General features: G+C 72.4%; 17 protein-coding genes. 14 read left to right on the top strand and 3 right to left on the bottom strand.

The window, feature by feature from the left end; all coding sequences use genetic code 11:
- The 3 genes from DQW85_RS35305 to DQW85_RS35295 all read left to right on the top strand — a co-directional run.
- Nucleotides 1-209: hypothetical protein (locus tag DQW85_RS35305; protein ID WP_205315645.1), on the top strand; the 209-nt coding region annotated here is incomplete at its 5' end.
- A 49-nt stretch (nt 210-258) separates the two neighbouring features.
- Nucleotides 259-1,620, top strand: a complete 1,362-nt coding sequence (locus tag DQW85_RS35300; RefSeq protein WP_205315644.1) for a YlbE family protein — start codon at nt 259-261, stop codon at nt 1,618-1,620.
- 28 nt (nt 1,621-1,648) lie between these two features.
- Nucleotides 1,649-2,044 carry an OsmC family protein gene (locus DQW85_RS35295; RefSeq protein WP_113704092.1) on the top strand — a complete coding sequence of 132 codons (396 nt, stop codon included), beginning with the start codon at nt 1,649-1,651 and terminating at the stop codon, nt 2,042-2,044.
- On the opposite strand, the gene DQW85_RS35290 is transcribed toward DQW85_RS35295, so the two are convergent.
- Complete coding sequence (locus DQW85_RS35290; RefSeq protein WP_113704091.1) at nt 2,041-2,622, bottom strand: helix-turn-helix domain-containing protein; 582 nt, start codon at nt 2,620-2,622, stop codon at nt 2,041-2,043. The two genes, DQW85_RS35295 and DQW85_RS35290, sit on opposite strands and share 4 nt — an antisense overlap.
- 103 nt (nt 2,623-2,725) lie before the next feature.
- On the opposite strand from DQW85_RS35290, the gene DQW85_RS35285 reads away from it, so the two are divergent.
- The 6 genes from DQW85_RS35285 (at nt 2,726) to DQW85_RS35260 (ending at nt 6,440) form a co-directional block, all read left to right on the top strand.
- Complete coding sequence (locus DQW85_RS35285) at nt 2,726-4,057, top strand: FAD-dependent oxidoreductase (protein ID WP_113704090.1); 1,332 nt, start codon at nt 2,726-2,728, stop codon at nt 4,055-4,057.
- The gene (locus DQW85_RS35280) at nt 4,054-4,302 is read left to right on the top strand and encodes a hypothetical protein (protein ID WP_162795636.1); all 249 of its coding nucleotides are present in this window, start codon (nt 4,054-4,056) and stop codon (nt 4,300-4,302) included. Before DQW85_RS35285 ends, DQW85_RS35280 begins: the two co-directional genes overlap by 4 nt.
- Before the next feature lie 24 nt (nt 4,303-4,326).
- Nucleotides 4,327-4,815: an MSMEG_0572/Sll0783 family nitrogen starvation response protein gene (locus DQW85_RS35275; RefSeq protein WP_113704088.1), complete on the top strand. Its 489-nt coding sequence runs from the start codon at nt 4,327-4,329 to the stop codon at nt 4,813-4,815.
- Nucleotides 4,816-4,876: 61 nt separating this feature from the next.
- A complete protein-coding gene (gene nthB, locus DQW85_RS35270) occupies nt 4,877-5,551 on the top strand; it encodes a nitrile hydratase subunit beta (protein WP_113704087.1) in 675 nt (224 codons plus the stop codon).
- Nucleotides 5,548-6,129 (top strand): nitrile hydratase subunit alpha, encoded by a 582-nt coding sequence (nthA, locus tag DQW85_RS35265; RefSeq protein WP_113704086.1) that lies wholly within the window; start codon nt 5,548-5,550, stop codon nt 6,127-6,129. Before nthB ends, nthA begins: the two co-directional genes overlap by 4 nt.
- Nucleotides 6,126-6,440 carry a nitrile hydratase accessory protein gene (locus tag DQW85_RS35260; RefSeq protein ID WP_113704085.1) on the top strand — a complete coding sequence of 105 codons (315 nt, stop codon included), beginning with the start codon at nt 6,126-6,128 and terminating at the stop codon, nt 6,438-6,440. The genes nthA and DQW85_RS35260 overlap by 4 nt, the downstream gene beginning before the upstream one ends.
- Here DQW85_RS35260 and DQW85_RS35255 read toward each other — a convergent pair.
- Together DQW85_RS35255 and DQW85_RS35250 are read right to left on the bottom strand one after the other, a co-directional pair.
- Nucleotides 6,422-7,522, bottom strand: coding sequence for an MSMEG_0565 family glycosyltransferase (locus tag DQW85_RS35255; RefSeq protein ID WP_162795635.1), 1,101 nt, complete (start codon nt 7,520-7,522; stop codon nt 6,422-6,424). The genes DQW85_RS35260 and DQW85_RS35255 overlap by 19 nt on opposite strands.
- Complete coding sequence (locus DQW85_RS35250; protein ID WP_240197642.1) at nt 7,519-8,967, bottom strand: FdrA family protein; 1,449 nt, start codon at nt 8,965-8,967, stop codon at nt 7,519-7,521. The genes DQW85_RS35255 and DQW85_RS35250 overlap by 4 nt, the downstream gene beginning before the upstream one ends.
- An 88-nt stretch (nt 8,968-9,055) precedes the next feature.
- Here DQW85_RS35250 and DQW85_RS35245 point away from each other — a divergent pair, with 88 nt between their 5' ends.
- The 5 genes from DQW85_RS35245 to DQW85_RS35225 form a co-directional block, all read left to right on the top strand.
- The gene (locus DQW85_RS35245) at nt 9,056-9,631 is read left to right on the top strand and encodes a hypothetical protein (protein WP_113704083.1); all 576 of its coding nucleotides are present in this window, start codon (nt 9,056-9,058) and stop codon (nt 9,629-9,631) included.
- A gap of 61 nt (nt 9,632-9,692) precedes the next feature.
- Nucleotides 9,693-10,799, top strand: coding sequence for an MSMEG_0568 family radical SAM protein (locus DQW85_RS35240; protein ID WP_205315643.1), 1,107 nt, complete (start codon nt 9,693-9,695; stop codon nt 10,797-10,799).
- A gap of 7 nt (nt 10,800-10,806) precedes the next feature.
- A complete protein-coding gene (locus tag DQW85_RS35235) occupies nt 10,807-11,268 on the top strand; it encodes an MSMEG_0567/Sll0786 family nitrogen starvation N-acetyltransferase (RefSeq protein ID WP_113704082.1) in 462 nt (153 codons plus the stop codon).
- Between the two features lie 9 nt (nt 11,269-11,277).
- Nucleotides 11,278-11,457 carry a CbtB domain-containing protein gene (locus tag DQW85_RS35230; RefSeq protein WP_113704081.1) on the top strand — a complete coding sequence of 60 codons (180 nt, stop codon included), beginning with the start codon at nt 11,278-11,280 and terminating at the stop codon, nt 11,455-11,457.
- 8 nt (nt 11,458-11,465) lie between these two features.
- Nucleotides 11,466-11,796: CbtA family protein (locus DQW85_RS35225; protein ID WP_162795634.1), on the top strand; the 331-nt coding region annotated here is incomplete at its 3' end.

Genomic DNA, 11,796 nt, shown 5'->3' with positions numbered 1-11,796 from the left:
CGGAGCTGCGGGCCGCGCTCACGCCCGAGGCGCTGGTCGGCTCGCGCACCGGCCTGGGCGGAGCCGCGCCGTCAGCCATGATCCCCATGATCGAGAGCGTCCGCGAGCAGGCCGCCGAGCTGAGCGAGGACGCGGCGCGCCGCCGTACGGCGGTGCGCGCGGCGGAGGACGCGATCCGAGCCCGCGCCGCCCGCCTCGCGGGTCGATGAGCGGGACGGTGAGCGGGACGGTGAGCGGGACGGTGAGGAGGTGGCTACGTTGGAGGTTGTCAATCTGGGGCTACGGGCATTCGCCGACGCGGTGGCCGCGCAGGGCGCGGCGGTGGTCCACGTCGACGCCAGGCCGCCGGCCCGCGGCGATCCGGTGCTGGTGCGCGCGCTGACCGACCTGTATGCCACCGATCTGGAGACCGCGAACGCCGAGGTGGCGCGCAGGCTCGACCGGGAGGTTCCCTGTGTGGTTGATGTCCGCCCGGCGAGGGACGTGATCCCGGGGATCGGCGATCGCGTGATCCTGCACGCGGGGCCGCCGATCGCCTCGGACGCGGTGTGCGATCCGTTGCGGCGGTCGATGCGGGCGGCGGTCCTGGCCGAGGGCTGGGCGGACGACGTGGCCGGAGCGGACAGGATGCTGTCCGGCGGTGAGATCGACCTGGCCGCGGCCAACGAGCACGACACCGTGGTGCCGCTGGCGACGGCGCTCGGGCCGAGCATGCCCGTCTGGGTGGCGGACGATCCCGCGGGCGGGACGCGCGCCTTCGCGCCGCTGGGCCAGGGATCCGGTGACGTGGCCTGGCTGGGCAGGGAGTCGGCCGCGGCCGTCGACCGGCTGGTCTTCCTCCGTGAGGTGGCCGGTCCGATGCTCAGGGAGATCGTGGCGCGGATGGGGCCGATCGACACGTTCGCGATCGCCGCCCAGGGCGTGCAGATGGGCGACGACGTCCACATGCGCGTGCAGGCGTCGACCAACCTGCTTCTGCGTTCGATGCTGCCCGAGATCGCCGCGCTCGACGACGCGGTGCCGCTCGCGGCGTACCTGTCCGCCAACCACCTGTTCTTCCTCACGCTCGCGATGGCGAGCGCGAAGGCGCTCACGCTTTCGGCCGAGCGCGTCCCGGGCTCCAGCATCGTCACGACCATGGCGCGCAACGGCACCACGTACGGCGTCAGGCTGGCCGGGGACCGGCGGTGGTTCGTCGCGGACAGCCCGCCGGTCGAGGCCGCGCTGTTCCACGCCGGATACGGGCCGGGGGACGGCGCTCCCGACATCGGCGACAGCGCCGTACTCGAACTGGTCGGGCTCGGCGGCGCGGCGACGGCGGGATCGCCCGCGGTGGCGGCGTTCCTCGGCGGCTCGATGGCCGACGCCGCCCGCGTCACCGGCGACATGCGCCGGATCTGCGTGGCGGAGAGCACCAGGTTCAAGCTGCCCGCGATGGACTTCCGCGGCACGCCTCTCGGCGTGGACGTGCGCAAGGTCGTCGAGACCGGGATCACGCCGCGCGTGAACACCGGGGTCCTGCACGTCCGCGACGGATCCGGCCAGATCGGCGCGGGCGTGGCGACGGCACCTCTGGCGGCCTTCCAGGCGGCGCTGCTGGCTCTGGCGGAGGTCCGATGAACGCGCGTACGGCCCGGGTGGAGGTCCGATGAGCACGCGTACGGTCGACGCCCGGTGGCAGGGCGGATACCAGGTCGCCGTGACCGCGGGCCGCTTCCGGATCCTGGTCGACGAACCGGAGAGCGTGGGCGGCACCGACACCGCCCCCCAGCCCACGGACTACCTGCTGGCCGCCGTCGCGTCGTGCTTCGCGCTGGCGCTGGTGCACAGCGCGAGGAAGGGCGGTGAGGAGCCGGCCGCGGTGAGGGTGAGCGTCACCGGGACGTACGAGGGGACGCGCTACAGCGAGATCGCGATCGAGATCTTCTCTTCGCTCTCCGACGAGCAGGCGGAACGCCTCGTCGAGGCCGCGCGGCGGGTCTGTTACGTCACCAGGACGCTGCGCGAGCCGCCGCGGATCACGATCCGCCACGCCCCGGGCTAGCCGTTGCGCAGCGCGATCCAGATGGCCCTGGCCAGGTGGTCTCCGTCGTTGGCCCAGCGGTGCGGCACCTCGCCGGAGAAGTGCAGGGAGTCGCCCTCGGACAGCGGGAAGGTCTGATCACCCACGTGGAAGGTCAGCGTGCCCTCTGTGACGTGAACCAGTTCCTCGCCCGGGTGCTGCATGAGCTTGGCGCCGCTCGACGCGCCGGGTGTGACCGTGGCCATGGCCGCGGCCGTCTGGAACTGCCGGTAGGAGCCGGTGAGCCCGGCCAGGGCCAGGCCCTCGTGCGGCGTGTAGACGGTCGGGCGCCGATCGCGCGGGGTGTAGTGCACCGGCTCGGGTGGCTGCTCGTCCTCTTCGACGAAGTAACGGACGGGAACGCCGAGCGCCGTCCCGAGCTTGAGCAACGTGGTGATCGTCGGGACCATCCCGTTGCGCTCGATCTTGTGGATGGCGGCGGCGGACACGTCGCTGATGGCGGCCAGCTGTTGCAGCGAGTGGCGCTGCGCCGTACGGAGAGCACGCAGTTTCGGACCGATCTGGCTGATGATCTCGTCGACCTGCTGACCCTCGGTCATGAAATCCCCTCGTCATTGACAGCACGAAGCACCATGCAGGATAGTCAACGTGAAGTCCTCTATAATGTATGGATATTGTGCCGTACGGGCGGGAGCTGAGTCCATGGCACGGAGGATTGTCATCATCGGCGGCGGGGCCGCGGGCATCGGTGCGGCGGGGGCCGCGAAGGCCGCCGCGCCTTCGGCGGAAGTGATCGTCTACACCGAGTACGAGGACGTCGGATACAGCCCGTGCGGCATCCCGTACGTCCACGGCAAGGAGATCCCCGACTTCAGGGCGCTGTTCCTGGCCGAGAAGCAGGCCTACGCCGACGCGGGGATCGACGTCAGGTACGAGACGAGGGTGCTGAGCTTCGACCCGGCGGCGCGGACCGTCCAGGTCGAGGGTGAGGGCGAGGCCGGCTACGACGCCTTGATCATCGCCACCGGCTTCGACTACAAGCCCGCCGGCGTGCCCGGCGAGGGGCTCGGCGGTCTCTACTACGTCAAGAACATCCGCCGTGCCATGGAGTGGGACAAGATCCTCGACAGCGTACGGCACGCGGTGGTCGTCGAGGCCTCCCCTCTCGGCCTGGAGATGGTGACCGCCCTGGCCCATCGCGGCATCGACACCCACGTCGTCGATCCGCATCCGTGGGCGCTCGGCGAGCTGTGCGATCCCGACACCGTCGCGCCGGTCCAGGAATCGTGGGCCGAGATGGGCGTCACCACGCACTGGGACACCAGGCTCCAGGGCTTCGTCGGCGACCGTGAGGGGCACGTCAAGGCGGTGGCGACCAGTGACGGCGAGCTGCCCGCCGAGCTGGTCGTGGTGGCGACGCACAAGGTGGCGAACAACGCGCTGGCCGTCGCCGCCGGGCTCAGGTCCGGCTCCACGGGCGGGCTGGTCGTCGACGGCCACATGCGCACCTCGGCCCCGCACGTCTGGGCGGCGGGCGACGTCTGCGAGATCCCGCACGGCCTGGGCGGGCTGCCTTTGCAGGGGCTCACCGGCAGCCATGCCTACGCCCAGGGCAAGGTGGCGGGCGCCAACGCCGCGGGCGGAGACCGCGCGTACCAGCCGGTCTACGTGCCGTGGGGGATGGTCGCGGGCAAGTGGATGATCGGCGGGGCCGCGCTGGGCGAGGTGGCGGCCACCGCGCTGGGCATCCCGCACGTGACCGGCAAGGCCACCGGCATCTCCCGGGCGCGCTACTACCCCGGGGTCAGGCCGGTCACGGTCAAGCTCCTCGCCGAGCCGGAGACGCTGCGACTGATCGGCGCGCAGATGGTCGGCGGCGAAGGGATCAAGGAAAGGGCCGACTTCCTGGCGCTGGCGGTCAGGAAGGGCATCACCCTGCACGACCTGGCGTCGATGGAGAACGTCTACTCGCCGCCGATCGGCGCGCTCAACGAGCCCATCGTGACGGCCGCGCAAGCCGGGGTGGCGACGTGATGATCAGCCGGTGGCTGCGCGAGAACGCCCAGCAGTGCCTTCTCCGGGACGCGCAGGCGCGGGTGGCGCGCGCCCACGGCAGGACTCCGCCGCCGGTCCGCGGCTCGTTCTTCTGGCGCAGGATCTTCGTGCCGCTCTACCGGCTCACACCGTGGCCGGTGCGCCGCAGGTTGCTGGCCGCGATGCCCGGCAGCCACCGCCGTCACTGGCCCAGGCCGACGACGCCGGCCGGCCCCGCCGTCTAGTCCGTCCAGTTCAAGGAGGCCATCATGCCGAAGACCATCACCACCGAACTGCCAACCGAAGGCGAGACCCTGTACAACCCGGAGGAGAAGGTGTTCCCCGACGTCCGGGCCGAGCCCGGGGAGAAGGCGTACATCTTCATCCACACCGTCCCGTACGAGGGTTCGGTGGCCCTCGTCAACCTGCTCACCTCGACTCGCCTCGTGCGCAAGGGCTTCGACGTGAACGTCGTCCTGTACGGCCCCGGAGTGCTGCTCGCGTCCGGCACGCGCGGCTACCCCGGCGTCGGCCAGGAGGCGTTCCCCGGGCACCTCGCGATCAACAACCAGATCAAGACCCTCCTCAAGGAGGGCGCCAAGATCTACGCCTGCCGGTTCGCGATGGGCGCGCTCTACGGGTTCCGCGAGGACGACCTGATCCCGGGCGTGACCCCGTTCAACCCGCTGGACGTGCTCGACTCCGCGCTCACCGCGTGGCGGGAACGCGCGTTCCAGCTGAACACCTGGACGGTCTGAACGCCCGCCCGACGCCGGGTGAGGCGCGCGCTCACCCGGCGGGACGGCTGGGGAGGCAACGATGGACAAGGCCACCGGGATACACGACATGGGAGGCACCGAGGGCTGGGGGCCGGCGCCCGTCCCCAGGCCCGATGAGCCGGTCTTCGCCGAGCGATGGCAGGCCAGGGCCTTCGCGCTGGCCCTGCTGTCGATGCGGCTGTCCGGCACGAACCTCAACGCCTTCCGGCACGCGATGAACCGCCTCGACCGGCGGGACTACCTGGACGACGGCTACTACGGCCGCTGGCTGCACGGCGCGGAGAACCTGCTGCTCGACAGCTCGATCATCGCGCCCGGGACGGTGGAGGCGCGTGCCGCCAACCTGTCGGGGGCCTCGGCCGAGGAGCCCGCGCCGCCGGAGCCGAACAGGCCGGACTACGCCCCGGCCGCCGCGGGCTCCTTGCGGGAGGTGTCGTCCGAGCCCCGGTTCGCCGTGGGCTCCGCGGTACGCGCCAGGACCTTCGATCCGCCGGGGCACACGCGGCTGCCACGGTACGTCATGGGGCACACGGGCGCCGTCGTGATCGTCCAGCCCGCGCAGGTCCTGCCCGACACGAACGCCCACTTCCAGGGCGAGAACCCGCAGTGGGTGTACACGGTGCGCTTCGCCTCCGCCGAGCTGTTCGGCCCGGCGGCCGAGCCGTTCGCGCTCAACGTCGACCTTTGCGAGGACTACCTGGAGGAGGCGCCATGACGGACGAACGGGTGCCGATCGAGCTGCGCGTCGAGGCGCTCGAGCAACTGCTGGTCGAGCGTGGCCTGGTGGACTCCGCGGTCATGGACAAGTACATCGCGATGTACGAGACGGACGTCGGGCCGCTGAACGGCGCCCGCGTCGTGGCGCGGGCGTGGACGGATCCCGGCTACCGGGACCGGCTGCTCGCCGACGGCACGGCCGCCGCTGCCGAGCTCGGGTACAAGGGACCGCAGGGCGAGCACATCGTGGTCCTGGAGAACACGCCCGACGTCCACAACGTGGTCGTCTGCACGCTCTGCTCCTGCTATCCCTGGCCACTGCTCGGCCTGCCGCCCTCCTGGTACAAGGATCCCGCCTACCGGTCCAGGATGGTCCGCGAGCCGCGCGTGGTCCTGGCCGAGATGGGCCTGCGGCTGCCGGACGACGTCGAGATCCGGGTGTGGGACAGCAGTTCGGAGGTGCGCTACTTCGTGCTCCCGACGAGGCCGGACGGGACCGAAGGGCTCTCCGAGGAACAGCTCGTGCCGCTCGTCACGCGGGACGCGATGGTGGGCGTCGCCCAGGTGACGACATGACGCTCCCGATCCGGCTGGACGTCGGCACCCCGGCCGCACCGCCTCGCTCGAACGGCGAACTGGTGTTCGCCGAGCCGTGGGAGGGACGGGCGTTCGGCCTGGCCGTGGCGGCCGGCGAGGCGGGGGCCTTCGCCTGGGAGGACTTCCGCCAGGCGCTGATCGCGCGGATCGCGGCCGAGCCGGACGCCCGGTACTACGTCTGCTGGTTCGAGGCGCTCGAACGGGTGCTCGCCGTCGAGGGGCAGGTCAGCGAGCGGGCGGCGCTGCTCGCCGCCCGGCCCGCCGGGCACGGTCACGAGATCGACCGATAGATCTCGGCATGCTGGGCGGCGCAGGCCGCCCAGGTGAACCGCGGCACGACCATGCGGCCACCGGCGACGAGGGTGGCGCGCAGCTCCTCGTCGGCCATGATCCGCTCCAGCGCCGCCGCGAGCGCCACCGGATCGCCCGCGGCGGGCAGCAGAGCGTCCTTGCCGTGCGTGAGGAACTCCCGGAACACGGGCAGATCGCTGGCCACGACCGGCAGGTCGGACGCGTGCGCCTCCAGCGGGACCAGGCCGAAGCCCTCCTCGATCGAGGGGTACACCAGCGCGTCGGCACTGCGGTACCAGGCCGCCAGCAGATCCTCGGAGACCGTGCCCAGCTGCGCCACGTCGAGACCGAGGCCAGGCAGCAGCGCCAGCGCCTCGCGGCGGTACCTGTCGTAGTCGCGGAAGGACTGGCCGCCGAGGATCGCCAGCACCGGCCGCTCACCCCGCAGCAGGCCCAGGGCGCGGAACAGCGTCTTGCTCCCCTTGCGCGGCTCGATGCCGCCGACGGCGAGCAGCAGGAACCGGTGCTCGGCGCCCACGGACTCGCGCAGCGAGGCTCTCCGCCGGGCGCCGACCGGCGGGAAGCGGGCCGGATCGACGCCGTTGCGGACGACCCGGGCGGCGACGCCGTACTCCTGGAGCAGCACGCGGCGCCAGTGCTCGCTGACGACCAGCACGTGGCCGGCCTCCACGATCGCCCTGCGCTGGCAGTCGACGAGGGCCGGCGTCGTGAAGTCGTCGACGTGATGCACGGTGCGCACCACCCGTGCGTGCACCTGCGGTGCCGCGCGGCCCGAGATGCAGTCCTGAGCGTGCAGGACGTCGAACTCACCGGCGACCTCCGCCAGCCCGGCGAGCATGGCGTCCACCGAGGCGAAGACCTTCTCCTCCAGGGAGTCGCTCGCGACCGTGACGGGGAACAGCGTGAACGGCACCTTCAGCGGGCGGAAGAAGCCTTCGGCGCCGAGGGCGAAGACATGGACGTCCACGCCCAGGTCCGCGAGCGCCTCGGCCAGGGCGAGGGTGTGCACGACTCCGCCACGAGCCTTGGTGGAGTACGTGAGGAGGGCGACGCGGCTCATGAGGCGGCCTTCCGGGCGGCGATCGCCGCGGCGGCGAGCGCGGCGCGGGCGGCGGTCTCGGTGATCAGGCATCCGGCTTCCACCAGCTTGCGGACCTGGTCCCGGTATCCCTGTGGATCCAGCTCCGTGCCCAGCACGTACGCGACCGCCTGCGGGCCGTCCAGGCCGGCGAGCTCCGCCGCCAGGATCGCCGCGGGATCGGGATGCGCGCCATGGCCGAGCACCACGTCGAGCAGCACCACGGCGACGTCCGGCCCGGTCTCGCGGAGCAGCTCGACGCGCGTCTCCGGGTCGATCATCGGATGCGGCCTGCCTCTCGTGTACTCCTCCTCGCCCAGATCCAGGCAGACGTGGGAACGCGGCGGCGCCGGCAGGCGGAGGCGGGGGTCGATCGGTGTGTTGGACCAGACCGGACCCAGGGCGCGGCTCAGCACCACGATGGCCTCGTAGCAGAGCGTGCCGCCGGAGAACAGCCCCCGCACCGTGGTGCGCGCCGGCGCGACGCGGGAGGCGGCCTCTTCCACGCTCGGGCCGTGGCACCGGTCGAAGGGCGGCGCCGGCCTGCCCAGCAGTTCGAGCGCCTTGACCACGCCGCTTTCGAGCGTGTCGCCCTCGACTCCGGCGAGTGCCGTGACGAGCGGAGTCGCGCGGGCGGCCGTCACCACGCGCCGCACCACCTCCTCGTCCGCCGGCTTGGAGACCAGGAGGATCAGTTCCGTCGCGGGGTCGTCGTCGAGCGTCCGGACGGCCCGCAGCGCCATGCGCCCGCCGACCTCGGCGGTCAGGTCGCGCCCGCCCACGCCGACGACCTGCGACACGCCGACGCCGCGGCGATCGAGAAGGCACATGACCTCCTGAGCCCCGGTGCCGGACGCCGCGACGATCCCCACGGGGCCGGGACGCACCACGTTGGCGAATCCCAGCCCCACGCCCGCGAGCATCGCGGTGCCCGCACCCGGGCCCATGAGCAGCCGGCCCCGCCGCACGGCGTGCTCCTTGAGCGCGATCTCGTCGGCGAGGGAGACGTTGTCGCTGAACAGCAGCACGTCGAGGTCGTGGCTGAGCGCCTTGTGCGCCTCCAGGGCGGCATAGTCGCCGGGAACGGAGATGACGGCGACGCCGCTGCCCGGCTGCCGTCCCAACGCCTCCTCGATCGAGCTCGGGAGCCGCTCCGCCTGACCGCCCTCACGGGCGCCGAACATCGCCCGCTCGCCCTCCGCGAAGGCCGCCGCCGGATCGGCCGCCCGGACCGCGAGGATCAGGTCGGCCGGCGACGCCTCCGGAGGGTCGAAACCCTCCTGCCGCAGGGCGTCGACGTTGGCCGCCGTCGCCATCACGGCCGTCGCCCATTCCACACCCTCGGCGCCGCGCATCGCCCGCGCACCGAGGAGCTGAAGGACGGAGTCGAGGTAGGTGTCGCGCAGCACCCGTACGGCCTTGTTCACGGGGCCCACCCTTCGCCGTTCTGGCGAACCACCCGAATGCTGTCTAGGATCCGACTTATGACACTGACGATAGTGAACGACTGACGCCTTGCCAAGCAGTGGGATCCCTCGGGAGTACGCCGAGCTGGCCCGGCGGCTGCGAGCCGCCGAGGACCGGCTGTACCCGCTCGCGATGGTCGACGCCGAGCGCTACCAGCGAGCGTTGCAGCTCGTGGGCGCGCTCGCCCGCCGCCTGGCCGGCGCGGGTGACTACGCGGACCTGGCCGCCGCCGAGCGCGAGATGCGCGGCTGGCTCGACGAGGTGGGCGTTCCGCTGCACGGGCTCGACGTCCAGCTCGTGATCGAGGCCGCCATGTCGCAGCGGTTCCGCGAGCTTCTCACCTCGTCACGGGAGCAGGCGGTCGAACACGCCCGGGCCGCGGGCCTGGAATGGGCGGTCATCGAGGAGCCCGACGACGCGGCCTGGCGCGGCGGATCAGCGCGGTGGGTGGAGGTGCACCTGCCGAGCGGCAGCGTCATGGTCCGCTCGGTGGTCGCCGAGCCGGTCATCACCTACCGGCTCGAGGTGACCGGCGAGGCGGTCCGCGTGGAGGAGTTCACCTCGCGGGAGGCCTGGCTCGCCGCGATCGACCAGGCACGGCGCGCGCTCGCATCGGAAAGTTAACGCCGATCCTATTTTGGTAGACTCGAAGGGGTCTGGTCGTACGGCACGGGAGGTGCCTGTCGTGACGGCTACCGATGTGAGCGAGCTCATCCTCGACCTCCAGGCCCGAGGTCTGCGGCTCGAGGCGGAGATGGAGCGGCGAACGGGCGGCGCCGGTCCCACCGACTGCGGAATGCTCTGGGTGGACGGGCTTCCCGTCACGGCTCCCACCGAGGGAGTCGCCGAGCACTCCCCCTACGTCCTGCGCGCCGAGGACGAGGGGTACGGCATCTATCGGGACGGCGTACGGCTCGCGGACGCCTCCGCCCAGCGCCGCCCGCGCTTCTACGACCTGACCACCGCCGACGGCGTGCCGTACTGGCACATCGCCCTCCTGCACCTGGACTCCGTCGCGAGCACCGTCGTGCAGCACTGCGCCTACTGGGGCAACGACGACCAGTGCAGGTTCTGCGGCATCGGCCTCTCGCTGTCGGGCGGCCGTACCGTCGCACGCAAGACCCCCGAACAGCTCGCCGAGGTCGCGGTGGCGGCGCGCGACCTCGACGGCGCCGTGGACGCCACCCTCACGACCGGCAGCACGCGCGGCGCCGACCGTGGCGCACTGTATGTCGGGCGCTGCGGGCAGGCCGTCAAGGAGGCCAGCGGGCTCCCCGTCGAAGCGCAGTTCGAGCCGCCCGCGGACCTGGACGTGATCGACGAGGTGGGCGCCATGGGCGTCGACTCGGTCGGCATCCACGTCGAGACCTTCGACCCCGCCGTCCTGGCGCGCGTGGCGCCCGCCAAGGCGCGCACCGGCATCGAGGGCTACTTCACGGCGTGGGAACGGGCGGTCTCCGTCTTCGGCGCAGGACAGGTCTCCACCTACGTCATCCTCGGCATGGGCGAGGACCCGCGGGTGACGATCGACGGCTGCAAACGGGCCGTCGACGCCGGCGTCTACCCGTTCATCGTGCCGCTGCGCCCGGTCGTCGGCACACCCATGGCCGGCTGGAAGCCGCCGCCACGCTCCTACACGCGGCCGATCTACGCCGAGGTCCTCGCCTACATGGCCCGGCGCCGCATGACGCCCGCCACCGCCAGGGCGGGCTGCGCCCGCTGCCAGGCCTGCTCGGGGCTGAGCTCGATGGAACGCCTGCTCCACATCGGCCCGCGCCCTCCCTCCGCCTGAGCCCGCCATGCTGCGCGCACTCGGCACCGACTGCCACCCCGCCGCCACCGCGCGGGAGCTCGCGGCCCATTACGCGGTACGGCACCGCGTCTTCGTCGACGAGCAGCGCATCTTCCACGGCACCGACCGTGACGCCCGCGACGACCACCCGCTGACCATCCACGTGGTCGCCACCGCGGACCGGGTGATCGGCGGGGCCGTCCGGCTCTACCCCCTGGACGAGGACGGCGAGTTCTGGCAGGGCGACCGCCTGGCCGTCCTGCCGGAGCACCGCGCCCGCGGCCTCGGAACCCCGCTCGTGAGGTACGCGGTCAGGACCGCGACCGAGCGGGGCGGCCTGCTGATGGTCGCCCACATCCAGTTGCGGAACGTCGGCTACTTCCAGCGCCTGGGCTGGCGTCGCGACGGCGACGTGGAGCTCTACGCCGGCCTCCCGCACCAGCCCATGGCGATCGACCTGCGAACCTAGGCGGCTCACATGACCATCCCGACCACCGTTCCGTTTCCGCGCCTGCGGCCCTGGCTCCCGGCCGTACCGGTCCTGCTGCTCCTCGCCTATCTGGTGCTGATGGACAACGGGGCGGTCTCGCAGGCGGGCACCTACCTGCACGAACTCCTGCACGACGGGCGTCACCTGCTCGGCGCGCCCTGCCACTAGGGGATCTCGTGGTGGGCGCCCTGGTGGCCAGGGGGCTGCTCCTGGGGCTGCTGGCCGGGTTGGTCGCGGGCAGCTTCGCCTTCGTCGTGGGTGAGCCCCTGCTGGACACCGCGATCGCCATGGAGAGGCCGCTCGCCGGGGAGGCGCCGGTGGTCAGCAGGTCCGCGCAGAAGGCCGGCCTGTTCCTGGCCACCGGGCTCTACGGGCTGGCCGTGGGCGGGATCTTCGCGCTGGTGTTCGCGGGCCTGCGGGGGCGGGTCGGCCCGCGATCCGACGGCAGGCTGGCGGCGGCGGTGACGGCGACCGCGACCGCTCGCCGCGTCCCGGGCGGGCCATGGG

This window comes from Nonomuraea lactucae (assembly GCF_003313395.1).
In the GTDB taxonomy this organism is placed as follows: Bacteria; Actinomycetota; Actinomycetes; order Streptosporangiales; family Streptosporangiaceae; genus Nonomuraea; species Nonomuraea lactucae.
Note: the sequence above shows the minus strand (reverse complement) of the source record. Positions and strands in the feature narration are given on the sequence as shown.

Bases quoted from the DNA above. Each gene is read 5' to 3' on its own strand.
- DQW85_RS35275 (WP_113704088.1), top strand. From the start codon at position 4,327: ATGCCGAAGACCATCACCACCGAACTGCCAACCGAAGGCGAGACCCTG.
- DQW85_RS35235 (WP_113704082.1), top strand. From the start codon at position 10,807: ATGCTGCGCGCACTCGGCACCGACTGCCACCCCGCCGCCACCGCGCGG.
- nthA (WP_113704086.1), top strand. From the start codon at position 5,548: ATGACGGACGAACGGGTGCCGATCGAGCTGCGCGTCGAGGCGCTCGAG.
- DQW85_RS35290 (WP_113704091.1), bottom strand. From the start codon at position 2,622: ATGACCGAGGGTCAGCAGGTCGACGAGATCATCAGCCAGATCGGTCCG.
- DQW85_RS35230 (WP_113704081.1), top strand. From the start codon at position 11,278: ATGACCATCCCGACCACCGTTCCGTTTCCGCGCCTGCGGCCCTGGCTC.
- DQW85_RS35260 (WP_113704085.1), top strand. From the start codon at position 6,126: ATGACGCTCCCGATCCGGCTGGACGTCGGCACCCCGGCCGCACCGCCT.
- DQW85_RS35295 (WP_113704092.1), top strand. From the start codon at position 1,649: ATGAGCACGCGTACGGTCGACGCCCGGTGGCAGGGCGGATACCAGGTC.
- DQW85_RS35285 (WP_113704090.1), top strand. From the start codon at position 2,726: ATGGCACGGAGGATTGTCATCATCGGCGGCGGGGCCGCGGGCATCGGT.
- DQW85_RS35255 (WP_162795635.1), bottom strand. From the start codon at position 7,522: ATGAGCCGCGTCGCCCTCCTCACGTACTCCACCAAGGCTCGTGGCGGA.
- nthB (WP_113704087.1), top strand. From the start codon at position 4,877: ATGGACAAGGCCACCGGGATACACGACATGGGAGGCACCGAGGGCTGG.